Here is a 24,844-nt window from a genome sequence, read left to right as displayed (position 1 = left end):
ACAAGTATTGATATCAAAAATACACATACCAACAAGTTCGCTAAGTCAATCAATAGATTGCTTTTACTTAAACCTGGCCGATCAGTTTGAAACATCGCTCATTACGTACCCCATGCTTAACCAGGAATTGGTTTTTAACCTAGGAGAATGCTTTGAAGTAAAAGACCTGAATGATACCTATAGTACCAAATATCTAAGCAGTTGGATTAGTGGGTTGCATACAAACCCTATCCTTACGCAAACCAAAGGTAAACACCTTTCTGTTGGCATACTTTTTAAACCTTGGGGTTTATACCAAATATTCGGAATCAGTCCGGCAGCATTAACCAATACAGCTATAGATACCCAAATAATAGGCAATAAGCTGATGAAAGAGTTTGTACACGAACAAACCGAAAACATTTCCTTGGATAGCTTCCTTCCTTCATTTGAAAATTTCATGCTTCAACATTTCAAACCAAAAGAAATTAAACAGGAAGTCATTCAAACTATTCATACCATCCAATCCAGCCAAATACAAAAAGGAACCATGGGAAAAATAGCCGGTGAATTAAAAATAAGCCCTAAAACATTTATACATTATTTTAACCAAACAGTAGGCGTAAGCCCAATTCAATACCTGCATTTACTGCAAGTCAACCAAGCCATTCAGCTTATCACAAAATGTCCAACTAAATCATTAACCGATATTGGCTTACAAGTTGGTTTCTACGACCAGTCACACTTTATAAAAACCTTCAAAAAAATTTGCAACCTATCGCCCAACGCATTCAGAAACAACAGCCGTAAGCAGGTAAATTCTGTACAATTTGGATTGTTTACACATCCATACTTTTGCTAAAAAACAAACCATGAACAGCGAAAGAAAAGTAATTGTTTACATAGCAACCAGTTTAGATGGGTATATAGCTACTCCCAATGATGACCTTACCTTTTTAAATACAGTTGAACAGGAAGGAGAAGATTACGGATACCAGGAATTTATGAAAGGTATTGATACCATTATTATAGGGCGTAGAACCTACGACAAAGTATTAACTATAGTTCCGGAGCACTCATATCCGGGTAAAGACGTTTATGTGATTACACGCACACCCAAGCCCGGTAAAGATAAACTGAAATTTTATACCGACAACCTGCAGCAGTTAGTTAAAGACCTAAAACAACAACAGGGAAAAAACATTTTTGTTGATGGTGGAGCCCAAATAATTAACGAGCTGCTCAAAAGTAAGCTGATTGATGAGTTCTACATTTCAGTCATTCCTGTTTTATTGGGAAAAGGCATTCCCTTATTTGATAATAATGGACCTGAGCAACGCTTAAAGCTAAACAGCAGCAAACAATTTGAGAAAGGATTGGTGCAATTACACTATACAGTTCAGTAACAAAAAGCATAAAAATGCTTATATTCCTCATTACTAAAACCTCCTTTTTAGCCAATAATTTTGTCTTATCCTTTTGTTAACAAACCATTAGAAATTACTTATTTACGTAAAAATAATTTAGCATATTCCAATTTTCCACTAAAAACCTATATTGCACGTTCAAATTTTTGAACTAAAACCTATAGAAGACACATCTCTACTAAACATTAATTACATTATTAAAAAACACGTTGTAAAATATCCTTTTGCAACCCGTTAAAGAGATGAGAAATATAACGATGCCGAATTTTAAAAAACTAGGATTAGCCATCATTGGCGCACACTTATTTTTAAATGCTTTTAGTCAAGCAAAAAAAATCACTACTGAGGATTTACAAAATGGTCAAAACTCAATAAGTACTGCTGTGCCTTTTTTAGGTATTTCGCCTGATGCCCGTGCGGGTGCTCTAGGTGATGCCGGTGCTGCGTTACCTGACGATGTAAATGCAATGCATTGGAATTTAGCCAAAGTCCCTTTCAATACAAAAAATGGAGCCGTGGCTATTTCATATACTCCTTGGTTACGTAATTTAGTTCCCGATATTTCATTATCATATTTAACCGCTTATTACAAGTTAGATAAACGTTCAGCCATAGCAGGTTCATTGCGTTATTTTTCGCTTGGACAAATTCAGTTTACCGATAATTATGGTGCAAGCACAGGTAATTTTACACCCAATGAGTTTGCTATTGACTTAGGCTACAGTACCAAATTAAATGAAAAATTCAGTTTAGGTGTAGCTTTCCGCTACATTTATTCCAACTTAGCCGGAGGGTTTAACCAATCGCAAACCCCTATTGATGCGGGTGTTTCTTATGCGGGTGATATCAGTGCTTATTACCGCAACGATTACACTTATAAAGACAGAGCATCTGGCAATAAATACAAAATCAGTTATGGTTTTGGTGGTGTTATTTCTAACATTGGTTCAAAACTAACTTATACTTCAGCCCAGTTTGAAAACTTTATTCCTATTAATTTACGTTTAGGTGGTTATGCTAATATTGATATTGATAAATACAACAGTATAGCCATTATGGTTGATGCCAATAAATTACTGGTTCCTACCAATCCATATAAATTACGTAACTCAAGAAATAATGGTGACTCATTGCGTAACGGCAAACCAATTTACGATAAAGGAATGGATCCTAACGTACCGGTAGTACAAGGAATGATTCAATCGTTTTACGATGCACCGGGTGGATTTAGTGAAGAGATGGATGAAATTAATATAGCTTCAGGATTAGAATATTGGTACAATAAACAATTTGCTTTGCGTGGTGGTTATTTCCACGAGCCTTTTACAAAAGGTAACAGACAGTATGCTACTTTTGGTATAGGTATTAAATACAATGTTTTTGGATTAGACGTGGCTTACATATGGCCTTTCCAACAACGCCATCCATTAGAAAATACTTTACGTTTCAGTTTAACATTTGACTTTGATGCATTTGTGGAACAAAAAGATGAAACAGGTAAAAAGAAAAACGCTGATGTTCCTTTAGATAATTAATACAAGCACATGCGTATAGGTTTTGGTTTCGATGTTCATCAGCTACAGGAAGGACGTGAATTTTGGTTAGGAGGTATTAAAATTCCTGCTCAAAAAGGTATTCTTGGCCACAGTGATGCTGATGTATTATTACATGCTATTTGCGATGCTATTTTAGGCTCATTGGCTTTAGGCGATATTGGCAAACACTTTCCCGACACAGACCAATCATTTAAAGGAGTTGATAGTAAAATTCTGTTACAAAAAGTAATGGAATTAATTACCGATAAAGGTTATAAAATTGGCAATATTGATACCACAGTAGTATGCCAACAGCCTAAAATTATGCCTTATGCAGCCAGTATGCAAAGTTGTATTGCACAAATATGTAATATTACTATTGATGATATCAGTATAAAAGCCACCACCAATGAAACCATGGGTTTTATTGGCCGCGAAGAAGGTATAGTAGCTTATGCCGTGGTATTATTATTAAAAAAATAAATCAATTGGTTTTACCAAAAGTTTTAAAAGTATAATCAAACTTATTTTTCTCATCTGCTTTACAAGCCGTTTCTTCCAGTAATTTCCAACTGTTACCCAATGCAGGAAAGAAAGTATCTGCTTCAAAAGTATGGTGAATGCGGGTTAAGTAAACTACATCTGTTTGTTCCAGACTTTGTTTAAAAATACTATCCCCTCCAATAATAAAAAGCTCTGTTTCATTCAATGATTTTGCATAATCAATGCCTGCTGTTACAGTATCAAAGACAACGCATCCATCAATAGCCTTTACATTTCTCGAAATAACAATGTTTACTCTGTTAGGTAAAGGTTTACCAATGCTGTCAAAAGTTTTTCGGCCCATTAAAATAGCATGGCCTGTAGTTAAATTTTTAAAATATTTTAAATCAGCAGGTAAATGGCAAAGCAATTGGTTGTTTTTACCAATTCCGTTTTGCTCATCAGCAGCTACAATCATTGAAATTTTCATGTGTTAATGCAATTGGAATACAAGTGCAATTACGCTTTAATAAGCTAAAGTCCCAAAACACTTTTTAATTTAGGATAGCCCGTTTTACTTAAAGGAATACGTACCCCTGTTTTTAAAATGGCAGCGTGTGTGTCCTTATCCAACTGTTCAATTTTAGTCAATTGGTTAACCTGTATAATATACGAGCGGTGAACGCGCACAAATTGCGTTTGTTGCAGCGTTTGCTCAAAATAACTCATTGTTTTTTTCTTCACAAAAATGTTTTCAGCCGTATGTATTTTTACGTAATCATCGTACGCTTCAAAATAAAAAATATCAACGGTAGGAATAATTTTTATAACCCCTGCATGTTTCACCACTACCCTTTTCTCTGCTTCATTGTTAGCCGTGGTTAATATTAACTCCTCGCCTTCTTTCTGCATGTCTGTTTGATTGGTATTATTCATTAGTTTAAGCATGGCTTTATCAAATCTTTCTTTGCTAAAAGGCTTTAACAAATAGTCTATTGCATTTTGATCAAAAGCCTTAATAGCATACTCATCAAAAGCAGTTGTAAAAATAACCTGAGGCCTATAGTCTAACAATTCCAGCATTTCAAACCCTGTAATTTTAGGCATTTGTACATCCAAAAAAACCAAATCAGGCTTATGTTGCATAATGGCTTTTATACCCTCAAAACCATCATTACACTCTGCAACAACCTGCACTTGCGTGTAAGTTTGCAGGTACTCCGCTACGAGGCTTCTGGCTAAAGGTTCATCATCTATAAGAACAGCTTTCATCTTTATTTTTTACAGGTTGAGGAATAAAAAGTTGAACATTAAATACATTATTGGTATTGGTTATTTTTAACAAATCATTTCGCATAAACAATAAATAAAGCCTGCGTTCAATACTCATTAATCCAAAACCTTCCCCTTTACTTGCCTGGTAAGTTTCGGCATCAAAAGGATTGCTGATTTCTATAGCCAACATATCGTTTATTTTTTTACAAACAATACTTATTACAATATTTTCGGTAGTGCCATATAAACCAAACTTAATAGCATTTTCAACTATAGGTTGAATAATAAGGCTGGGAACTAATAATTGTTCAGTACCTGCTTCTATATTGGTTTCCACCTGTAACCTGTGTCCAAAACGAATGGTTTCAATGTTTAAATACAATTGTACATGCTGCAATTCGGTAGCCAAAGTAAGTAATTGCTGATCGTCCTTTTTTAAAGTACCTCGTAAAAAATCAGCTAATTCCTGAATCATTTTACGCGCTAACTCGGGCTTTGAACCTAATAAAGCACTGATAGAGTTAAGACTGTTAAATAAAAAATGGGGTTGTATTTGCTGGCGTAAATTTAAAAGTTCTGCTTCACGCAATAGTTTTTCATTATCGTTTTGAATCTGCAAATCTTCGTGCATAGTCGATTTGTAATTCCACATCCAACTTAAAATGGCTACACTTAAAATCATGAGGAAATTAAATGCGAGCCTCAGATTCATAGCTCCGGTAAAAAATTCACAATAGGCTTCGTTATTGTCAAGAATATAAAATATAAGCAGCCTTTCCATATGGTAGGCTATAAAAACACAGGCTGCTAAAATTATGATGGGATTGGTAAGTAACTTGCGTGTAGGCTGCGTGTTTTTGCCAATGTAAAACAACGCACAAGCAATGGTTGCGATAACGGAATTGGTTACAATAGCATCAACCAATGTAAATGAAAGTGATGGATGAAACCCTAGTAAAATACCCCATTGTATAGAGGCCCAAAGTATAAACCAACTACCAAAAAAAATGAGTACGCGTATATTATTATTCAATACTTTATTTTTTACAATTCAATCATTTCTACAGCCAGGTTACGGGCTGTTTGTTGCACATAAGCAGCATAACTATCGTTTGGCTCATTCTCGCGGGTATGTGAATATAATTCCATGCCATCCTGCAAATCTGTCAATGCCTTTATTTCCATTACATCAACAAATTTCCAACTAACCGAGGTAAGTGAATCATTCATAAAATGCTCTTCCTCTTTAATTCCCAAAACTTTAGCTTTCATTAATGCCTCATGTTTATTACCTGCCATGATAACACGTAACTGATCATCAAAATGAAAACCATTGTCAACTGTTGAAATACTAAATACTAATTTTACTAAAAATACCATACTTGTAATGTTTAACTAATTATTACTTAAAATGATTTAATATCTATTCCCCCCAAAACACTAGTACCACGCAAAATGAGTACTTTGCCATCTGCAATGTTAAGTGCCGATAAATTTTTACGTTTATCTTCAATGCCACCCAATACTGCTGTTATTTCCGATTTTACTTCCCAATGAGCCGGTAAAATTAACTTGGTACCGCCAAATACTTGGGTAATTTCCAACTCCACTACTCCGTTAATATCAGACTGCGATAAGTCAATTTCCGTGCCACCAAAAACATTAAAAATTTCGCCTCCTTTAAAATCTTTACTTACAATATTTTTTTTTACGCCACCTAATACGGCCGTAGAATCAATAAAATCATTGGTGTTATTTATACCGTCTCCGTCAAAACGGTCATTTTTGTTATTCCATCTGTTCCATGCTTTTTTTCTATTAGGAGCAAGAATCATGGTGGCTCCCAAAATCAATATAACTGTTGGCCAAAAAAACTTAATCAATCTTATATCTATAATCAAATCATCAATTAAGAAAAAAGAGCCTATTAAAACCAAAACTATCCAGCCATTCCGTCTAAAAGAATCTTTAGCCCCCATAAAAACACCCAGTACTATTAAAAACATTTCCCAGCGAAACAACCAGTAAGGTAAGTCTGCACCTAATTGACGAGCAAATAAAACTACTCCCACAATTAATAAAACTATTCCGCCCAACACTTTACCCGTACCTTTTGAATGAGTTCTGTCGTTAATTGAATTTTCCATTTTTATTTATAATTATGGTACAAATGTAAAATCAATTTACAAACACAAAATAGTGTTTAGGCGAAGCGTTTAAAAAAGTAGGTGAACCGTAAAAAATAGTAGGTGAAAAATACTTAATATTTTTACCCGACAAAAAGAGGCAATTCAAAAGTAAAAGTAGAACCTTGCCCTTCCTCACTGTTGGCGTATATACAACCCTTGTTTTGCTTAATAAAATCGTAACACAGCATTAAACCTAAACCGGTTCCTTTTTCATTGGCCGTACCCTGTGTACTTGGGTTTTGGTGCTCGGTAAAAAGTTTATCTAATTTATCTTTACTAATACCCACACCATTATCAATAACCGATATTTTAACAGCCTCAGCCAATTTAACCGTTTCAATACCCACCACACCACCTTCAGGGGTAAACTTAATAGCATTCATTATTAAATTACGGAGTACCAGGTTAATTGTATTTAAGTCGGCATAAACAGCATAGTCTGCTTCGCAACGGTTTTGTAAATCAATATTTTTTTGATGTGCAACACTCGAAGCCAGCTTAATATTGCTCTCCACCATTTCAAATATATTGATGGCTTCAAACTTTAAAGGTACCCCTTTTATTTGCGCAGCAGCCCATACCAATAAGTTTTCCAGTAAATCTATATTGTTTTCAACCGATGAAGCTATCTGTTTGGTTAACTCTTCCGTATTTTCAGGCTTGTATTTCTTATTGCTCATCAAATCAAAATACAATTTCATCGTAGTTAAATTGTTTCTTAAGTCGTGGCTTATAATGCTAAAAAAACGGTCCTTTACTTTATTCAATCCACGCAACTCATCTGTTTGGTTAGCCAACAGTTTATTCCGTTGTTCTAATGACTGCCCGATTAATTTATTTTTCCTGTAAAAATAGAAAAACACAAAACCCAGTAATATCATTAAGGCAACAATAGCCAATAACATATTACGCACTTGTATTTCTTTGGCTAATTGCTCCTTGCTTAGTTCCTCGTTTTGCTTTAATAAGGCAACCTGCTGCTGCGATTTTTCTTTATCGTAAAACAACTGGATATTTGTAATACTGGCCAATATGGAATCGTTAAACAACGAATCTTTTATTTGATTACTTAAAATGGAATAGGTTTTTGAACTAAAACTTTGGTTATTTATTTTGGCTATTAAACTCAATCCATCGTATGCATCTTTTAGTTCAAACCTTTGATTCAGTGATTTGGCTTTTTGCAAAGCTTTTTTATAATATTTTTCAGCCTCGCCATAATTGTTTAACATAAACTCTGCATTACCTAAACCAATCAGGTTACTGGTAGCCAATGCTTCGGACTGAGCCATTTGTGCAATTTTATACGACTGCTGATAATACTTCAGTGCCTGATTATATTGCTTTAGCTGGTAATACAGTTTACCTAAACTTTGCAGTGTAACAGCCTCACCTGCTTTGTTATTTAACGATACATAAATTTGTAATGCCTTGTTATAATAAGCAATAGCGCGTTCGTATTTTTTTTGCAATGAATAAATATTACCAATGTTTTCAATAATATTTAACTGGCGCAACGGAGCTTTGGTTTGCTCGAAAATACTTGAGGCTTTTAAGTTGTATTCAATAGCCTTGGTAAAGTTGTTTTGTCTTTCATAAACAGCGGCTATAGAAACATAGGAGTTTAATAAATCGGCAGATAATTTTAAGTATTCGAAAATTTTTAATGCCTCCAAATGAAAACCAATAGCTTGTGGCAGATTACCTAAAGCATAGTTAATATTACCAAGTGCAAATAATAGCTCCGCTTGGTCTTTGCTGTTTGCATCAACCAGCTTTAGTGTTTTTTGGTAAGCGCCAATAGCCGGATAAAAATTGCCCGCTAAGTAGTAATAAGCTCCTAATGTTTTATAGGCTGTTATTTTATGTGCTTTAGAATTTGTTTCATCAGCTAGTGCTGATGCTTGTTTGGCAAACTCTAACGCTTTAAAAATATTGCCATAACCTATTTGATTGGCTTTTTCAACCAATAGAGTAATGCTGTCGTTTTTCGAAAGGTTATTTCCATTGCTTGTTTGCGCACAAATATGATTTGAGCCCATCACTAAATACAAACAAAAACTTAAAATAATAAACCGCATGTTATTGATGAGTGTAACGAAGCCTTCAAACAAATCTAATAAAAGCTATATGCTTTCAAAATCATTAAAACTTATACTTCCACCATTTTAAAGCCACTACCATGTATATTATCAATAGAAACAGAAGTATCTTCCTTAAGTAGTTTTCTGATTTTATTAATGTAAACATCTAAGTTTCGGGCAGTATAAAAGTCATTTCGCCCCCATACATGCAGTAGTATATTGGCTCTTGGCAAAAGTGCATTTTTATTAACAACCAATAGCTTTAACAAAGTAGCTTCGGTATTACTTATTTTTTTATCAATACCACTTACCTGAATGGTATTATTGATTAAATCAATCCTAGTATGGCCTATTTCTATTACTTCATCTTTGGCAGATAATTCTGTTTCAGGTTTAGCGGAACTGCGTTTTAAAATAGCTTTTATCCTTGCTAATAACTCCGGTGTACTGAATGGTTTTGTTATGTATTCGTCAGCTCCTATTTGAAACCCTTTTAACTTATCCTCTTCATTTGAATTGGCTGTTAAAAATATGATAGGCACATGCTCATCTTTTTCACGTACTTTTTCTGCCAGCTCAAAACCGGTCATTTTTGGCATATTGACATCAAAAATGCACAAATCAAACCGTTCGTTTTGAAAAGAACGTAAACCTTCTTCACCATCCTTGCACAAACGAATGGTATAATCTTCTACACGTAAGGTTTCTTTTAATAAAAAGCCCAGCGTACTTTCATCTTCCACTAATAAAATATGAGGTGTAACTTGTTTTGCCATACGCTTTGTTTTTTTTACGAATTTATTAATACTTTAAAAAAATACGACTGTATTTATACATTTAAGTTATTTTTATGATAACGTAGATAAATAGCCTGTCTAGCTTTATTCCTGCAAGTTATTCTAAAAAAGTAAGTTAACCGACATATTACAAAACAAAAACATATTCATGTAACTTCAATTTAATATTAAAGCTGTAATATGCGGTGTGCTTAACATTTTTGATAAAAATACCATCAAGCTACTGCGTATACCATTTAGCCTTTTTTTAATGCCGGTATATTTCTTTGCTTTGGCTTGCTTAAACAATATTGACTTAACCAAAGCCATTACCGGCTTTTTAGCTTTGCACTTATTTATTTACCCTGCAAGCAATGGTTACAACAGTTATATGGATAAAGACACAGAAAGCATTGGCGGTTTAAAAAATCCACCCATGCCAAGTAAAAACTTATTCTATGCAAGTTTCATTTTTGATATGATTGGTTTGGTATTGTGCTGTGTAGTTAGCCTTGGCTTTGCTTTTTTTATTATGTTATATATATTGGCTTCACGTGCTTATAGCTTTAAAGGCATTCGCTTAAAAAAGTTCCCTTTTGCCAGTTGGATAACAGTTAGCTTTTTTCAAGGAAGTTATTTATTTGCTGTTTTGTTCTTTTGTTTAAGCAGTAATATTAAAGCAGAAACATTCCCATCGTTTATATTTTTTGTCCCCTCCTTGCTTATTGGCGCCACCTATCCGTTATCGCAAATATACCAGCACAAGCAAGATAAAGCTTCGGGCGATTTTACACTGAGCTTGTTATTGGGCTATAAAGGTACTTTTATATTTTCCGCCATGCTCTTTATTATCGGAACACTTTTATTTTTTATACAAACTGTATTTATTACACCTCAATTCTTGCATTTTTATTGGTTCCAGGGCTTTTTAGCACCGGTGGTTATTTATTTTTTGTGGTGGGCTTACCAAGTATTCAACGATTATTCAAAGGCAGATTTTAAAAACACTATGCAAATGAATATGTTATCGTCAGTAAGCCTGAGTGCTTATTTTATTTTAGAAATAGTAGTTAAACAATTACACTGATGAGTTTTATTAATACCATTGGAACAGCCACTGCACCCTATAAAATGAATCAAATGGATATTGCAGCCTTTATGCAAAACTTTTACTCCATTGATGAAAAAGACAAAAGGCGCATTCAACTGATGTATGAAAAATCAGGTATTGAAACACGCTACAGTGCTATTCCTGATTATGGAGCGCAAGCCAATGAACGGGAACTATTACCTTTTGATTTAAACAACAACTTTCCTTCGGTAAACAAAAGAATGGATGTATTTTTTAAGGTAGCTCCGCAAATGTGTAAAACAGCTATTTTAAATTGTCTTGAAAGCCCCAACGAATTAAACACCATTACACATTTAATAACTGTTAGCTGTACAGGAATGGCAGCTCCGGGGCTTGATTTAATTTTATTAGAAGAACTACAGTTGCCCAACTCAACCAACAGAACATCTGTTAACTTTATGGGTTGTTATGCTGCTTTTCATGCTTTAAAAATAGCCAATGCCATTTGTAAAGCGGACGCTGATAGTAAAGTATTAATTGTATCGGTTGAATTATGCACGCTCCATTTTCAAAAACATTATTCCATGGATAATGTAGCAGCCAATTTATTGTTTGCAGATGGTGCTGCTGCTTGTATAGTGAGCGGTAAGGCCTTACATAAAAATGTAATAGAGCTAAACCGGTTTTATAGCGAAGTAATGTTTGATGGCAAAAAAGACATGGCCTGGCATATTAATGAAAATGGTTTTTTAATGACCTTAAGTGCTTTTATTCCGCAATTAATTGAAAGTGGTATCAGTAAAATGTTACATAAGCTTTTAAAACTGGCCCAATTAAATATAAGCGATATTGACAACTGGGCCATTCATCCCGGAGGAAGAAAAATTATTGAAAGCATTCAAAAGGAGCTACAATTGAGCAACACTCAGGTAAGCGCTTCGTATGATGTATTGAAACATTATGGCAATATGAGTTCAGCTACTATTTTGTTTGTGCTCCAGAAAATGATGTACGAAAAGCGAAGTGGAAATGTATTTGCCTGCGGTTTTGGACCCGGTTTAACATTAGAAACCTGCATTGGAAAATTCATTTCTCAATAATGATTTACTAGTTAACAAATCCTTTGTTGCGATAAATGAGAAAGGCAAGTAATGTGTATAGTAAAGTAGATTTACCCCGTAAAATTTGATTTTTTGTTCTTAGAAAAAGTGTTTACTTGCCAACACTAAAATGAACAAATAAAATGAAAAAAAGACTACTACAGGTACTTAGCATTGTTACATTGGCACTAATTAGCCTAGGTGTAAATGCACAAACGCGTTATGTTGATGAGGTTTTCCAAAACTACAACAAAGTTTCTGACATTGAATATGATAGTAACCGTACTATCAATCTTCAATATCAACCGGGAGTAAACTCTCCTATTATTACCGCTAAATTACGTTGCGATATTTACACTCCAACAGGAGATACTATTGCAAAAAGACCTGTAATTATATTAGCACACACAGGAAGTTACTTACCGGCTATTATTAACCAACAGCCTACCGGTAACAAAAACGATAGCTCAATTGTTGAAATGGCTACCAAATTTGCTAAAAGAGGTTATGTAGTATTTGCTATTAACTACCGTTTAGGATGGAATCCGCAAACTACAGTTCAGGTTGATGCAGCACAACAATTAATTAAAGCTACTTACCGCGCTATCCAAGACGTACGCAATGCAATCCGTTTTGCTAGAACAAACGCTACCGCATACGGAATTGATACTTCAAAAATTATTGTTGGCGGACAAGGTACAGGTGGATACGTTGCTTTAGGTGTTGCAGCAGTTGATAAAGTACAAGATATTATTACCAATCCTAAATTTCAAATTGGTTTCGATCCAATGATTAACATTGACACTTTGGGCGACTGGAACGGTTTAGGTGGTCTTCCATTCTTTAATTATGGTGGCGAAACTACTGTTTCAGGTAATGCACATATGGTATTTAATATTGGAGGTGCAATGGGCGACTCTGCCTGGATGGATAACAACACTTTACCGATTGTAGGTTTACAATGCCCTAGCGATCCATACGCACCTTACAGAACAGGAAATGTTGTGGTACCGGGTAGTAATATTACTGTTATTCCTAGTGCCAGTGGTGCAGGTGTAGTAGTACCTTTTGCTAATTCGCTAGGTATTAACAGCACAATAAATGCACGTGCTTATAACGATGCTATCAGCGTAAGAGGTTTAGCTGTTACCAGCAATACCAATAATTTATATCCATTTATTACAGGTTTCCCTTACGAAAGTGCTCCTTGGGAATGGTGGGACAGACCAACTGTTCAATCTATTGATTTTCCAAGTGCAGGTGCAGGAAGAAGAGCTGATTCATTATCAATGTTAACTAACCCAATGATGAGTGCAACCAGAGGTAAAGCTTATTGCGATACTATCGTACGTTTCGTAGCTCCTAGAATTGCTGCTCAGTTTAGCTTAAGCGTTGGTGTAAAAGAAGTAGTAAACTATGCTAACAGTGTATTATTATTCCCTAACCCTGCTAAAGATGTATTAACAGTTAGTATGGACAGAAACAATGCCCGTATCAATGAAATTAACATTTTTGACGTTACAGGTAAATTGGTGAATACTACTACTGCGTTAAATAGCTTTGAACAAACTATTCATATTGACTATTTAAACAAAGGTATTTACTTAGTTAATATTAAATTAGACAATGGCGCAAGCGCAACAAAACGCTTGGTAATTGAATAATATTTAATAGAAAAACAATTAGAAAGGCTGCCAGAATTTGGCAGCCTTTTTTTGTGCTTTAAAAAGTCTGAATAAACTTTAATTTGGATTTTAGCCTCAAAATCACTTACTTTTGCAGCCTCAAATTTTAAGACTAAAAAAATATTTATAGTGAGAATTGTTGTAATTGGAGGTGGGGCTGCAGGTTTTTTTGCAGCAATTAATGCCGCTTCTGCTAACGCAGAAGCCGAGGTAATTATTTTAGAGAAAACAGCTAAATTATTGCAAAAAGTTAAGATAAGTGGCGGTGGCAGATGTAATGTAACCAATGCTTGTACCGACTTGAAACAACTTTCGCTTTCATACCCTAGGGGCGAAAAGCACTTAAAAAGCGCTTTTAGCCGATTTACCACTACTGATACTGTTAAATGGTTTGAATCGAGAAAGGTAAAATTAAAAGCTGAACCCGATGGCCGTATGTTTCCTGTTAGCGATGACAGTCAGACTATTATAGACTGCTTGATGAAGGAAGTAAAAAAACTTAAAATTGAAATTTTAACGAATAAAGAAGTTAGACGAATTGAAACGCGCGATTTGAGTTTCAAAGTTTATATAGCTGACGGTGAAAACATTGAGTGTAACAAAGTAATTGTAACAACCGGTGGTGGTCCCAAAGAAGAACAATTTAACTGGATAAAAACTTTAGGCCATGAAATAATAGCTCCAGTACCTTCTTTATTTACATTTAACTTACCTAATAACCCTATTACCGAACTTACTGGTGTATCTGTTAATCCGGTAAAAATAAGAATTCCTGATTTAAAACTGGAGAATAATGGTCCATTATTAATTACGCATTGGGGTTTAAGTGGACCTTCCGTTTTACGTTTATCAAGTTTTGGAGCCCGTTTAATAGCTGAAAAAAATTACCATTTTGAAGTAATTATAAGCTGGTTAAACGATAAAAAAGAAGAGTCGTGCCGCAATGAATTAATGAATATAAAAGCGGCTAACCCTAACAGACAAGTAAATAATTTATTCCCTTTTAAATTACCGGGTCGTTTATTGGACTACCTTTTTGAAAAAAGCACTATCAACCCAAAATTAAACTGGGCTGAAATAAGCAAAGAACAAGTAAACAAGCTAGTACAAGCTTTACTATATGACAGTTACCAAGTAGAAGGAAAAACAGGCTTTAAAGAAGAGTTTGTTACCTGTGGTGGTGTAAACTTAAACGAGATTGATTTTAAAACAATGCAAAGCCGTAAAATAAAAGGTTTATACTTTGCCGGAGAAGTGTTGGATATTGATGGTGTTACCGGTGGTTTTAATTTCCAATCAGCTTGGACAACCGGCTTTTTAGCAGGTGTAGGAGCAGGTAGCTAATTTACTCTTACTATCTTTCAATTACAATTTATGCTGTTGTTTTCATCCCTTCGGTGAAACAATACCTGCAGCGGGCTTCGTAAGTATCTTGCTCGCCTAACATAACCAAACTTGCATTGTTAATTTTGCGAAATGAATGGGTAGCAATATCGCCACATACCATACATATAGCGTGCACCTTGGTTACATACTCAGCAATAGCCATTAAAGCAGGCATAGGACCAAATGGTTTGCCTAAATAATCCATATCAAGACCTGCCACAATAACCCTTACTCCTTGTTCTGCCAATTTTTCGCAAACAAAAATTAATTCGCTGTCAAAAAACTGTGCCTCATCTATACCAATAACACTGGCATCGCCTGCCATGAGCAAAATATTAAGTGAAGAGTTAACGGGTGTAGACGAAATGGAATTTTTATTGTGCGATACAACTTCTGTTTCATCGTAACGGGTATCAACAGTTGGCTTAAATATATGCACCGCCTGATTAGCAATTTTTGCCCTATTTAATCTACGTATTAGTTCCTCTGTTTTACCTGAAAACATAGATCCACAAATAACTTCAATCCAGCCTTTCTTTTTATCGGTATGTGCGCGAGGTTCAATAAACATGGTCAGGCGAAAGTAATTATTTTATTTTTTAATTATACGATGCCATTAGAAAATAGCTGAAGAATAGGTAGTAAAATATGGGCTTAGGTTAATAACACATGTTTATTACTATTTATTGTATGATTATTTTATTTGGTGAATTTTGCCATTATGAATGCTATTCAATTAATTACAAAAATAAATACCCGTATAGAAGATTTGGCTATGTACAGTAGCGAAATATTAAAACCACATGCTGATTTAAGTGAAGTTGAAAAAGAAGTTTTAAAAAGAAATTGTGCTGATTTGTACGAACTTATTTTGCGTTTAAAAACAACCAATGATTTAAACGAAGAGCAAATTCAGTTAAAAGAAAACATATCGAACGAGTTGAAAAAAGAAGAGCTTAACTTTAAAGATATTGTTATGATGGGCTCACAGGAAGAGTTAAGCATTAATAATATTGCAGAGGTAGCCGAAACAACTATTCAACAAACGGAAGTGGCACCCAATATAGTTTTCTTTGAACCTGAGCCAACCTTAGTTGTTCCTGTACAGGAAGAAACACCTGCAGCTGTAGAAGAAATTGTAGAACAACCGGCTATTATTAATGAACCTGTTATTGTAGCAGAGGTTCGAACAGAACCAATTATAGCAGCGACACCTGTGGAAGAAATAATTGTGGAACCAAAAGCGGAGGAAATAATAGAAACCAGAAGCCCCGTTACTGCTCCTCATTTTGAAATAAACACACCTGCACAGGAGCCTAAAGAAAAACCTGCTCCATTTTTCAGTATTGGTAAAACGGTGATGCCTGCAACTGAAATAAGTTTAAACGAAAAAATGGCGCACAACAAAGAAGGATTCCAACATGCTGAAAAAATTGTTGAACCTAAAATTGATAGTTTAAAAACCGCCATTTCATTAAACAAAAAAATAGCTTTTGTAAATGAGTTATTCAAAGAAAATGTAGTGGAATATGCCAAATCTATTGATAAAATAAACAGTGCAGATGATTTAACAGAAGCCAACTTAATTTGGACTGAATTAAAGATTTCGCATAACTGGAGCCATGATAATGCACTGGTAAAAGACTTAGAAAAATTAATACAACGTAGATTTAGTTAAGCATAAACGTTATCAGAGTCATTGCAAGTAAAATATTACTACAACTTGCAATGGTTATTTTTTATACTTATTGATAATACCTTCAATAATAGCAGCCGTTTCATCTTTATAATTAACGGGAATAGGTTTACCAAAATGTAACCAGTTTTCTATTCTTTGGTAAAAATTGTCTTCTATTTTTTTTACGCGTGTTCCACCCAGCAATTTAAATGCTTTGGCATTGCACAGTTGCTCATACTGATTAGCCATAGGAATACACATTACTTTTTTACCTAAAAAACTAGCTTCCGCTGGACTTTCAAACCCACCATTGGTAATTAAACCATTGCTACTGGCAAGGCTTGTAATAAAATCGTTATTTAAAACCGGTTTTACGGTTACGTTCTTTTTGGTATATGCCTGTTTGGTATGTTTACTAAACACTTCAAACTGAACTGATGGAATTTTATTGAAATGTTTTAGCAATATTTCATCGGCATAAGCCGGCAAATAAACAGCAATATGTTCTTTATTACTTACCTCCATTTGCCTTACCTCACTCCTGATAACGGGTGTATGTATAAAGTCATCGTAGGTATCAAAGTGAAAGGCTACTTTATCCGTACAAGGAGCATAATTTTTCAATACGTTTTCTGCAAACTTATCGCGCTTTTTTATACGTGGCGTATTTTTACTCAGGAAAGAAGCCTGGTGACTAATAGCTACACAATCTAACTGATGTATTTTACAAGCCCAGGCACTCACTGGCTCATAATCGTTAATCACCAAATCATATTCTTTAACAGGTATTTTATAAATGTCTTTTATAAACTTAATGGGGTGTAAGTCTTTCACACTTTTGCCCATATCTATACCACCATCTTTACCAAAAACAAAACCAACTCCCTGTAACTTATATTTTACTTCGTATGGTAATTGTACATCGGCTTGTGTACCGCTAATGAGTAAATCCAATTCGCAATAGTTTTTTAGAATAGGAATTACTTCGCGAGCCCTGCTTATATGGCCGTTTCCGGTTCCTTGAATGGCATAAAGTACTTTCATTTTTTTGTTTATTTAAACCAGGCCTGTACATCTATATTGAACAGATTCTGCAAGGTTATAATGAGTATTGACCAAAAGCTCAATGAAAAAAACATGACTAATTTAATATGCCATTTGTTTTTTTCTATAGCTCTGCAAATAAGTGTACCCACCGGCATTGATATAATAGTAGGTGTTACCAGTGCTATACCGTAAATACCCCACGTTCTTGAAAAACGAACCATTCTACGAATGCTCTTGTTAATTTTTATATGCACTACATGTGGTTTTGGCTTTACTATTTTCTTTTTTATAAGCAATATAAAGTCCCAAAGGTATAGGTAAATAAACACCCCCAGCATACCTCCGCCAACTGTAGTCAAGTAAAAAACAACCGGTTTAAAATTATAAGCCAATGCCATTCCTAAACCAATAATAAATTTAATGGTACAAATTAATGTAACACTAACTATTTGCCACCAATCGTTCATTTAGTATATCAATAATTAAGCTCCAATATTAGCAATAGTTTTGCTTTATTGTGTTAAACCAAAAATAAATCAGCGGCAATGCCATCGGCTAAAAACTTACCTTTTGGGGTAGTTAATAAAATACCCTGCTGAATAGTAAGTAAATCTTGTGTTATAAACTTTGTTGCTGCTTTTAGTATACGTTCTTTATGTGCCACACCAAACTGCTGTTCAATAAAACCCAAATCGCAACCCCAAATGGTACGTAAACCTGTCATTATGTATTCGTTTATCTGGTCATTTACACTGAGTATCTCCTCCGTTAATTCAAAGTTATCATTTTGTAATGCCTGTATATATGCCTGGTTATTGGCTACGTTCCAACTGCGAGACAGGGTATTAAAGGAATGTGCAGAAGGACCAATCCCTAAATAATGTTTGCCTTTCCAGTAATTGCCATTGTGTTGTGCTAAAAACCCTGCTTTACCAAAATTGCTTATTTCGTAATGTATAAAGCCATTTTCTGTTAGGGTTTTTACCAAAATATCAAACTGCTCTGCGGCTTGCTCATCGTTGGTTTGGGCATATTTTCCTTTTTCTATAAATGAGGCTAATGCTGTTTTAGGTTCTACTGTTAAAGCATAGCTGCTTACATGGTTTACACCTAAAGCCAAAGCGGTATTGATATTGGTTAGCCAGTTGGCATTACTTAAACCGGGTGTTCCATAAATTAAATCAATGGTAATATTATGGAAACCAATCTCTTTGGCCAAAGCGATCGCTGTTTCTGCCTGGTTGACATTGTGCGCACGATTCATCCATTTTAAATCAGCATCAAAAAAACTTTGTACACCAATACTTAAGCGGTTAATTGGTGTTTGCTTCAGTTCCTTTAATTTTTCTGCGGTTAAATCATCCGGATTGGCCTCCAATGTTACTTCGGCTCCTTTGGCTATAGTAAAATACTGTTGTATGGCTTCAAATATTTGCCCTATTTGTTGGTTATTAAGTAAACTGGGCGTTCCCCCACCAAAATATATGCTGGCTAAAGTTTTGTCTTGTAAATAATGATGGCGCAAATGTATTTCCTTGCAAATAGCCTCCACCATATCGTCTATATTTTTCAATTGGGTTGAAAAATGGAAATTACAGTAGAAACACGCTTGCTTACAAAAAGGAATATGGATATAAATGCCCGACAAAACTTAAATTGGAAATATTTGGCAATTTAAGATTAAAAAGGTTCTGTTGGAATATGGCAAATATTTTCTCTTTGTGCTGACGCTTAATTAAAGCCACATCTGGCTAATTTTTAGGGGAATGTTTGTTTCCTAATAAAAACTTTTTACATTTGCAGCCTTATTCATTAAAAATAAACAAAATAGATCATGCATTTGACAAGCGAGGCTAAACAAGCCATCTTCGAAAAATTCGGTACAGCTAAGTCTAAAACAGACACTGGTTCTGCTGAAAGTCAGATTGCTCTTTTCACTGAGAGGATCAATCACATTACTGAGCATTTAAAAATTAACAAAAAAGATTTCTCTGCAGAGTTAAGTCTTGTAAAGTTAGTTGGAAAAAGACGCTCTTTATTAAATTACTTGATGCGTAAAGACGTTTTCCGCTATAGAGCAATTATCAAAGAACTTGAAATCCGTAAATAAGATATTCGGATTAAAACTAATGTTGCCTTTGAATTTAAAAAAAGAGGTAACACTACATTAATTTATTGAAAGCAGGGGCCAATTATATAGCTCCTGCTTTTATGTTTTTAAAGGAGTAAAATTTAAAACAGAAAAATCTTTCGTTTACTAATCCCATCTTAGTAAGTAAAAGTTATAAAAGTAAAACAGATGGGGCTGAAAATTTAAAAAATATGTCACAAGCAACAATTAAAACATTTGAAATTGGTGGTAAAACCATCAGTATTGAAACTGGCCGTTTAGCTCGCCAAGCTGATGGAGCAGTAGTAGTAAAAATGGGTGATACCATGATCATGGCTACTGTAGTATCGGCTAAAGAAGCCAAAGAAGATATGGACTTTATGCCACTTACGGTTGATTACCAAGAAAAATTTGCTTCCGTAGGTCGCATACCGGGAAGCTTTCACCGCAGAGAAGCTAAATTATCTGATTACGAAGTATTGATTAGTCGTATAGTAGATAGAGCTTTACGCCCATTATTCCCTAGTGATTACCATGCTGATACGCAAGTAGCATTAACTTTAATATCGTCTGACCAAAACATTATGCCTGATGCATTGGTTGGTTTAGCTGCTTCGGCTGCTTTATTAGTAAGTGATGTTCCTTTTAACGGACCTATTTCTGAAGTACGTGTTGCACGTATTGATGGTCAGTTTGTTATCAATCCATACAAAGACGAATTAGAGCGTGCTGATATGGACTTAATAGTAGCAGGTACTGAAAAAGACTTAAACATGGTTGAAGGTGAGTGCCAAGAGGTAAGTGAAGTGGATATGTTAGCTGCTTTAAAAGTAGCTCACGAAGCCATTAAATTACAAATAAAAGCACAGTGGGAATTATGCGAAATGTTAGGAGGCAAAAAACCTGTACGTACTTATAACCACGAACGCAGCAATCCTGAATTAGAAACTGCTATTCGTGCATTTGCTTACGATAAAGTATATGCAGTAGCTAAATCAAAAGCAGGTAAAAATGAAAGAAGCGCTGGCTTTAAAGCTATCAGAGAAGAGTTTAAAGCTTCGTTACCGGAAGGAACTGAAGTTGATAAATTTTTAAGCAATAAATATTTTCATGATGTAGAGTACGATGCAGTTCGTGCGATGATTATGAATGAAAGACAACGTTTAGACGGTAGACAATTGGATGAAGTACGCCCAATATGGACAGAAGTAAGTTATTTACCTGCTGCTCATGGTTCGGCTTTATTTACCCGTGGCGAAACACAATCATTAACTACGGTTACTTTAGGTTCTAAATTAGATGAGCAATTATTGGATAGCCCAATGTTAGCCGGTTATGCTAAGTTTATGTTACATTACAATTTCCCTTCATTCTCTACTGGCGAGGTTAGACCTAACCGTGGACCGGGAAGACGTGAAATTGGACACGGTAACTTAGCTTTACGTGGTTTAAAACGTGTATTACCTCCTTTAATTGAAAGTCCATATACTATCCGTATTGTATCTGATATTTTAGAATCAAATGGTTCATCAAGTATGGCTACTGTTTGTGCGGGTTCATTGGCATTAATGGATGCAGGTATTAAAATTACCGGTGCTGTTAGTGGTATTGCTATGGGTTTAGTAAGCGATGAAACTACCGGTAAATATGCTATTTTATCTGATATTTTAGGAGATGAAGATCACTTAGGTGATATGGATTTTAAAGTAGTAGGTACTGCAAAAGGTATTACTGCCTGCCAAATGGATATAAAAATAAACGGTTTACGTTGGGAAATGGTTGAAGAAGCATTAAACCAAGCTAAAGCCGGTCGTGAGCATATCAGAAACGAAATGAATAAAACTATTTCGGCTGCTGCTGACGATTTAAAACCACATGCTCCGCGTATTGAAACTTTACTAATTGATAAAGAATTTATTGGTGCAGTAATAGGACCAGGCGGTAAAATTATTCAAGGTATTCAAAAAGAAACGGGTGCTACTGTTTCTATTACCGAAAATGATAAAAACGGTGTGGTTGAAATAGCATCGAGCAACGCTGAAAGTTTACGCAGAGCTATGCAGTTAATTAAAGGCATAGTAGCTGTACCGGTTGTTGGTGAGGTATACGAAGGTAAAGTTAAAAACATAATGGACTTTGGTGCATTTGTTGAATTTTTACCGGGTAAAGACGGTTTATTACACATTAGTGAAATAAGCTGGAACCGCATTGATAAAATGGATGGTGTATTACAACAAGGTGAAACAATACAGGTTAAATTAATAGAGGTTGACAAAAAAACAGGTAAATTCAGATTAAGCCGCAAAGCTTTATTACCTAAACCTGAGCCAACTCCTAAGCCTGAAACTCCACAAGAGCCACAAGCTTAATTTTAGCTTATCATACAATAACAAAAAAAGAGAACCTAGGTTCTCTTTTTTTATGGGGTTTGTTTCAATTAGCTTTAGCAAACAAACTAACTAATTATATTACAATATTAACTCTTTACCGAATCCAATCAATTTAATTTTCACCCTGCTACTGTTTGTTGGATTTCTGAGTGATTGTAAATCAAAACATAAATCCTCGGTAAAATAAGCTTGGCACATTTCTGGTACTGCATCTGTTAGTTTTATTTCATAGGTTAAAGTACTTCCTTTACTAATTAATTTGCCAACTAAACCGAATTTTTCGGCATTCTTACTGCATCCGCTATAACCAATATTTAGTTTTAAACTGGTTCCTACAATTGATGCTTCGCCTATGTTTACCTGCGCTAAATCCAGTTGGTCGTAGTTATTAGGTACAGTAACAGGTTTGCATGTACCTACGGGCTTGTTTATTACGGTCATAAAATCAATGGTAACTCTTTTAAAAGGAAACATCATCATATCGCAATAGGGTTGAAAATCGGGATAATCACCCTTGTAAGCACTATAGCTTAATTCTACCCTGTCGCCTTCATGCAAAACAATAGGGCAAAGTGTTTGAAACGATTGGGCACAAGGTTGTAATAAAGTGCCATCATCTAATTTAATCCATAAGCCATCTCCGTAAATACCAATTCCACAGCCTTGGGTATATATGATTCCCTTTACATGTGTTTGGCCACCTTTACCTCCCCCGCCTTTACCTCCACCACCATTTTCTTCTTCATAACCCCACCAACCTTTTTTACAGCTTGTAAAACTCAAGCTTAAAATCATTGCCAATAACACTATTGTCTTCATTGCTAAAATTGCTTTTTTCATAAAAGTATTGTTTAATTATTTTCATGCTTTTTGACAATACCAATTTTCAAAATGTTGCATTACTAAATAACGATAGTTCTAAAAGTTAAATTTATTCTGGGTTTGGAAACCAATTTTGTTGGTGGCAATCTATGCAGCCAATTGGCTTGGGTAATGTCTTTCATGAGTAATAAACTACCATGCTCCAATAGCATTGAAACGATTGCTTTGGTTTGTTTATGTTTAAAGGCAAATTTACGTTCGGCACCAAAACTTACAGAAGCAATGGTTCCATTCTTTTTTAAATCTTTTTCTGCATCGCTGTGCCAGGCCATACCTTCTTCGCCACTATGGTATAGGTTTAACAAGCAAGAATTAAAGGTTTCGCCTGTTTTAGCTTCTATTGTATTCTTTATGGTTAATAGCTCTTTTGTCCAGCTTAAAGCTTTTTTAGTCATATTGGAATAGGTATAGTTAAAATCGGTATCGCCATACCAGGCTACTTTCCGTTTGGTAACAATATGTTTACCAAAAATAACGGCTTCGTCATTTTTCCATGCTATGGTATTTAACAAATCTGTTAAGTATTGATTGGCTTCTTCCTGGTTAAATAGCTTACCATAATAATTTACTACACCATCGTAAGGCAATAGGTTTTTGTCATGGTCTGTTTCGTCAGTGAATAAATTCATATTTATAAATTTATTTGCGATGCTTCCCAACCTATCATAGCTGTTTTACGCGTAGTGCCCCACATATAACCACCTAACTTTCCTGTTGCTTGTATTACTCGGTGGCAAGGTATTAAAAAAGCAACTGGATTATCGCCAATGGCGGTACCCACTGCTCTTGGGGCATTGGGCTTATCTATTTGTTGTGCTATTTTTCCGTAGGTTGACAACTCGCCCAATGGTATTTTAAGTAATGTTTCCCAAACTTTTAATTGAAAATCAGTTCCTTTTAAATGCAATTTTATTTGTGGCAACTTTTGCCAATCGTGGTTAAAAATAAACAAAGCATTTTGTTGCATTGCATCGGCATGTCGGTTAAACTGTGCATTGGGAAAATGACTTTGTAATATTTGAAAAGCTTGTGCTTCATCATCGGTAAATGCTATATGGCAAATACCTTTGGGTGTAGAAGCTACTATTATATTACCAAAGGGGCTTGCTGCAAAACTGTAATTAATGGTTAAATTTTTACCTCCATTTTTATATTCGGCCGGACTCATCCCTTCTATGTTTATAAACAAATCGTGCAAACGGCTGGTACCAGAAAGACCTGTTTCAAAGGCTGCTTCAAACAAAGTAACCTGATTTTCTTTCAATAAACTTTTTGCATACTCTATACTTATATACTGTAAAAACTTTTTAGGACTGGTGCCTGCCCATTCGGTAAAAAGTCGTTGAAAATGGTAGGGACTTAAATGCACTTTTTCTGCTACTTCTTCTAAACTAGGTTGTGTTTTAAAATTGTTTTGTATATAGTTAATGGCATCAGCTATGCGTTGGTAATTGATGTTTTCTTCGTTATTCATTTTCTGAGCTTTTACTATACAAATGTCGGACGTTTTTTATCATTATAAAATCTGAAACTTGCCTTATTTTTTATGTACTATCATACCCTATGTTGTTCGCTTTGAGACAGCGCACATCCATTTTTTTAAAAATTAGCAGAAACTATTCTGTTAAGAAATAATTATTACTCAAAAACCCAACATAACTTTATAAGTTAACGTACCAGCATTTTATAGAAACAGAACTATTTATTTTAATGATGTAATTACTAATAAAATTAATTAACCTAATG

25 protein-coding genes are annotated in these 24,844 nt (G+C 34.8%); 11 read left to right on the top strand and 14 right to left on the bottom strand.

What is annotated here, in order from left to right:
* Positions 1 to 7: 7 nt before the first annotated feature.
* The 4 genes from V4538_04485 (at position 8) to ispF (ending at position 3,424) form a co-directional block, all read left to right on the top strand.
* Complete coding sequence (locus V4538_04485; GenBank protein MES2380274.1) at positions 8 to 841, top strand: helix-turn-helix domain-containing protein; 834 nt, start codon at positions 8 to 10, stop codon at positions 839 to 841.
* A 10-nt stretch (positions 842 to 851) separates the two neighbouring features.
* Entirely contained in the window at positions 852 to 1,385 is a 534-nt protein-coding gene (locus V4538_04480) for a dihydrofolate reductase family protein (GenBank protein MES2380273.1), read from the top strand.
* Positions 1,386 to 1,648: 263 nt separating this feature from the next.
* Positions 1,649 to 2,941 (top strand): type IX secretion system outer membrane channel protein PorV, encoded by a 1,293-nt coding sequence (gene porV / locus V4538_04475; protein MES2380272.1) that lies wholly within the window; start codon positions 1,649 to 1,651, stop codon positions 2,939 to 2,941.
* A gap of 9 nt (positions 2,942 to 2,950) precedes the next feature.
* On the top strand, positions 2,951 to 3,424 hold the full coding sequence (ispF, locus tag V4538_04470; GenBank protein MES2380271.1) for a 2-C-methyl-D-erythritol 2,4-cyclodiphosphate synthase: 474 nt from the start codon (positions 2,951 to 2,953) through the stop codon (positions 3,422 to 3,424).
* 1 nt (position 3,425) lies between these two features.
* Here the strand turns inward: ispF and V4538_04465 are convergent, their stop codons facing one another.
* The 7 genes from V4538_04465 to V4538_04435 form a co-directional block, all read right to left on the bottom strand.
* Positions 3,426 to 3,914, bottom strand: coding sequence for a dihydrofolate reductase (locus V4538_04465; GenBank protein ID MES2380270.1), 489 nt, complete (start codon positions 3,912 to 3,914; stop codon positions 3,426 to 3,428).
* A 44-nt stretch (positions 3,915 to 3,958) separates the two neighbouring features.
* On the bottom strand, positions 3,959 to 4,696 hold the full coding sequence (locus V4538_04460; GenBank protein ID MES2380269.1) for a response regulator: 738 nt from the start codon (positions 4,694 to 4,696) through the stop codon (positions 3,959 to 3,961).
* Positions 4,674 to 5,732 carry a histidine kinase gene (locus V4538_04455; GenBank protein ID MES2380268.1) on the bottom strand — a complete coding sequence of 353 codons (1,059 nt, stop codon included), beginning with the start codon at positions 5,730 to 5,732 and terminating at the stop codon, positions 4,674 to 4,676. Before V4538_04455 ends, V4538_04460 begins: the two co-directional genes overlap by 23 nt.
* 11 nt (positions 5,733 to 5,743) lie before the next feature.
* Positions 5,744 to 6,079 carry a DUF4288 domain-containing protein gene (locus V4538_04450; GenBank protein MES2380267.1) on the bottom strand — a complete coding sequence of 112 codons (336 nt, stop codon included), beginning with the start codon at positions 6,077 to 6,079 and terminating at the stop codon, positions 5,744 to 5,746.
* A gap of 26 nt (positions 6,080 to 6,105) precedes the next feature.
* Positions 6,106 to 6,846 (bottom strand): LiaF domain-containing protein, encoded by a 741-nt coding sequence (locus V4538_04445; protein MES2380266.1) that lies wholly within the window; start codon positions 6,844 to 6,846, stop codon positions 6,106 to 6,108.
* Positions 6,847 to 6,968: 122 nt separating this feature from the next.
* Positions 6,969 to 8,969, bottom strand: a complete 2,001-nt coding sequence (locus V4538_04440; protein MES2380265.1) for a tetratricopeptide repeat-containing sensor histidine kinase — start codon at positions 8,967 to 8,969, stop codon at positions 6,969 to 6,971.
* A 71-nt stretch (positions 8,970 to 9,040) separates the two neighbouring features.
* Entirely contained in the window at positions 9,041 to 9,748 is a 708-nt protein-coding gene (locus V4538_04435; protein MES2380264.1) for a response regulator transcription factor, read from the bottom strand.
* 271 nt (positions 9,749 to 10,019) lie between these two features.
* Between V4538_04435 and V4538_04430 the strand changes: the two genes are divergently transcribed.
* The 4 genes from V4538_04430 to V4538_04415 all read left to right on the top strand — a co-directional run bounded on the left by V4538_04430 (position 10,020) and on the right by V4538_04415 (position 14,949).
* Positions 10,020 to 10,835, top strand: coding sequence for a UbiA family prenyltransferase (locus tag V4538_04430; GenBank protein MES2380263.1), 816 nt, complete (start codon positions 10,020 to 10,022; stop codon positions 10,833 to 10,835).
* A complete protein-coding gene (locus tag V4538_04425) occupies positions 10,835 to 11,920 on the top strand; it encodes a type III polyketide synthase (protein ID MES2380262.1) in 1,086 nt (361 codons plus the stop codon). Before V4538_04430 ends, V4538_04425 begins: the two co-directional genes overlap by 1 nt.
* Positions 11,921 to 12,063: 143 nt before the next feature.
* Entirely contained in the window at positions 12,064 to 13,584 is a 1,521-nt protein-coding gene (locus V4538_04420; protein MES2380261.1) for a T9SS type A sorting domain-containing protein, read from the top strand.
* Between the two features lie 150 nt (positions 13,585 to 13,734).
* Positions 13,735 to 14,949, top strand: coding sequence for an NAD(P)/FAD-dependent oxidoreductase (locus V4538_04415; protein ID MES2380260.1), 1,215 nt, complete (start codon positions 13,735 to 13,737; stop codon positions 14,947 to 14,949).
* Between the two features lie 28 nt (positions 14,950 to 14,977).
* On the opposite strand, the gene V4538_04410 is transcribed toward V4538_04415, so the two are convergent.
* Positions 14,978 to 15,562, bottom strand: a complete 585-nt coding sequence (locus V4538_04410) for a thymidine kinase (GenBank protein ID MES2380259.1) — start codon at positions 15,560 to 15,562, stop codon at positions 14,978 to 14,980.
* 150 nt (positions 15,563 to 15,712) lie between these two features.
* On the opposite strand from V4538_04410, the gene V4538_04405 reads away from it, so the two are divergent.
* A complete protein-coding gene (locus V4538_04405; GenBank protein MES2380258.1) occupies positions 15,713 to 16,669 on the top strand; it encodes a hypothetical protein in 957 nt (318 codons plus the stop codon).
* 54 nt (positions 16,670 to 16,723) lie between these two features.
* Here V4538_04405 and V4538_04400 read toward each other — a convergent pair whose 3' ends face one another.
* The 3 genes from V4538_04400 to hemW are packed head-to-tail and all read right to left on the bottom strand — an operon-like array spanning position 16,724 to position 19,364.
* Positions 16,724 to 17,713: a glycosyltransferase family protein gene (locus V4538_04400; GenBank protein MES2380257.1), complete on the bottom strand. Its 990-nt coding sequence runs from the start codon at positions 17,711 to 17,713 to the stop codon at positions 16,724 to 16,726.
* An 8-nt stretch (positions 17,714 to 17,721) separates the two neighbouring features.
* Entirely contained in the window at positions 17,722 to 18,183 is a 462-nt protein-coding gene (locus V4538_04395; GenBank protein ID MES2380256.1) for a hypothetical protein, read from the bottom strand.
* Positions 18,184 to 18,236: 53 nt separating this feature from the next.
* Positions 18,237 to 19,364, bottom strand: coding sequence for a radical SAM family heme chaperone HemW (gene hemW / locus V4538_04390; GenBank protein MES2380255.1), 1,128 nt, complete (start codon positions 19,362 to 19,364; stop codon positions 18,237 to 18,239).
* Positions 19,365 to 19,550: 186 nt separating this feature from the next.
* Here hemW and rpsO point away from each other — a divergent pair, with 186 nt between their 5' ends.
* Both rpsO and pnp read left to right on the top strand, forming a co-directional pair.
* The gene (gene rpsO, locus V4538_04385; GenBank protein ID MES2380254.1) at positions 19,551 to 19,826 is read left to right on the top strand and encodes a 30S ribosomal protein S15; all 276 of its coding nucleotides are present in this window, start codon (positions 19,551 to 19,553) and stop codon (positions 19,824 to 19,826) included.
* 212 nt (positions 19,827 to 20,038) lie between these two features.
* A complete protein-coding gene (gene pnp / locus V4538_04380) occupies positions 20,039 to 22,195 on the top strand; it encodes a polyribonucleotide nucleotidyltransferase (protein ID MES2380253.1) in 2,157 nt (718 codons plus the stop codon).
* Positions 22,196 to 22,294: 99 nt separating this feature from the next.
* On the opposite strand, the gene V4538_04375 is transcribed toward pnp, so the two are convergent.
* The 3 genes from V4538_04375 to V4538_04365 all read right to left on the bottom strand — a co-directional run bounded on the left by V4538_04375 (position 22,295) and on the right by V4538_04365 (position 24,572).
* Positions 22,295 to 23,056: a hypothetical protein gene (locus tag V4538_04375; protein MES2380252.1), complete on the bottom strand. Its 762-nt coding sequence runs from the start codon at positions 23,054 to 23,056 to the stop codon at positions 22,295 to 22,297.
* A gap of 62 nt (positions 23,057 to 23,118) precedes the next feature.
* Positions 23,119 to 23,727 (bottom strand): alpha-ketoglutarate-dependent dioxygenase AlkB, encoded by a 609-nt coding sequence (locus V4538_04370; GenBank protein ID MES2380251.1) that lies wholly within the window; start codon positions 23,725 to 23,727, stop codon positions 23,119 to 23,121.
* Positions 23,728 to 23,729: 2 nt separating this feature from the next.
* Positions 23,730 to 24,572: a methylated-DNA--[protein]-cysteine S-methyltransferase gene (locus tag V4538_04365; GenBank protein ID MES2380250.1), complete on the bottom strand. Its 843-nt coding sequence runs from the start codon at positions 24,570 to 24,572 to the stop codon at positions 23,730 to 23,732.
* Positions 24,573 to 24,844 lie beyond the last annotated feature (272 nt).

It is taken from the genome of Bacteroidota bacterium, assembly GCA_040388375.1.
Taxonomy (GTDB): Bacteria; Bacteroidota; Bacteroidia; order UKL13-3; family UKL13-3; genus JAAFJM01.
This window is presented reverse-complemented; position numbering and strand designations above follow the sequence as displayed.